The organism is Lapidilactobacillus concavus DSM 17758 (assembly GCF_001435835.1).
Taxonomy (GTDB): domain Bacteria; phylum Bacillota; class Bacilli; order Lactobacillales; family Lactobacillaceae; genus Lapidilactobacillus; species Lapidilactobacillus concavus.
Genome location: NZ_AZFX01000057.1, coordinates 1 through 1,335 on the forward strand (window position 1 = coordinate 1; position 1,335 = coordinate 1,335).

1 protein-coding gene is annotated in these 1,335 nt (G+C 41.6%); it reads left to right on the plus strand.

The genetic code is table 11. The features are described from left to right. The first annotated feature begins 98 nt into the window (after positions 1 to 98). A complete protein-coding gene (locus FC15_RS05505) occupies positions 99 to 1,274 on the plus strand; it encodes an IS256 family transposase (RefSeq protein ID WP_057824726.1) in 1,176 nt (391 codons plus the stop codon). Positions 1,275 to 1,335 lie beyond the last annotated feature (61 nt).

Below are 1,335 nucleotides of genomic sequence, written 5' to 3' on the forward strand. Positions count from 1 at the left end.
TTGGGAGTGTACAATATTTTGTGTAAATAGTAATTGAAAAGGGAAGACCTTCCCCGTATGATTAAATCGCCAAACATAATCAACGGAGGTCTTCCCCCATGGATCAGTTTAACAAAGAAATCGCTCAAGCACTACTATCTCAAGGAAATTTAAAAGAGGTTTTTCGTGCTCAGTTAGAGAGAACAGTCAACAGCCTACTTCAAGCTGAATTAACCGCAATTTTAGGCTACGATCCATATGATCGCAGTGGTTTTAACAGCGGAAATTCCAGGAACGGACAGTACTTTCGTCAAATAGCTTCCGAGTATGGAAAACTAAATATTTGCGTACCACGTGACCGTAATGGTGAATTCAAAGCAGCACTCATTCCGCCGTACACGCGTCGTGTTGATGCCTTAGAAGAGATGGTTATCAAGCTCTACGAAAAAGGAATCACAACACGTGAAATTGCCGATTTAATCGAGAAAATGTACGGATCGCACTACTGCGCAACAACGATCTCAAACATGACTAATGTCGTCGAGGGACAAGTTGAAACTTTTCATGAACGTCATTTTACTGAGGCAAACTTCGTTTGTCTCTTCATCGATGCGACTTATCTTCCACTCAGACGAAATACGGTTGAACGTGAGGCGGTCTATATCGCGATTGGCATCACGGCAAACGGAGAGAAACAGATTCTTGATTACCAGATCGCTCCAACTGAAAATGGCGAAGTTTGGTCAGAATTATTAGGTGGGCTTGTAAAAAGAGGTATCATCAACGTTCAACTGATCGTCGCTGATGGAATGGTGGGACTTGAATCGGCGTTGGAGAGGAGCTACCCACAGGCAAAATTCCAGCGTTGCCTCGTCCATATGAGTCGTAATATTTTCAAAAAAGTACGTGTTAGCGACCGGCAGGCCGTTATGTCTGAATTCAAACAGATTCACCAAGCAACGACAAAATCTGAGGCACAAAAAGTCCTGGACACCTTTATTACGCACTGGGAACCTAGCTATTCTAAAATGACGAAACGCTTAGCAGAGACTCAAAATCTGCTTACTTTCTTTGATTTCCCAACGAGTATTAGAGCCTCGATCTACTCGACCAATCTTATTGAATCTTTCAATAAATCGATCAAGCGAAAAACCAAAGCAAAGGAACAATTTCCAAATGAAGACGCGTTAGATCGTTTCTTAGTCACACAGGTGTTGGCCTACAACGAAAAGAACTTTGGCAAGTCTCATCGTGGATTTAAACAGTGCCAGGATACATTAGAATCGATGTTTTGAAATTGGTCATTTAATCATGCAAATAAGAGTTACTCATTTACACAAAATTCTTGACACTCTC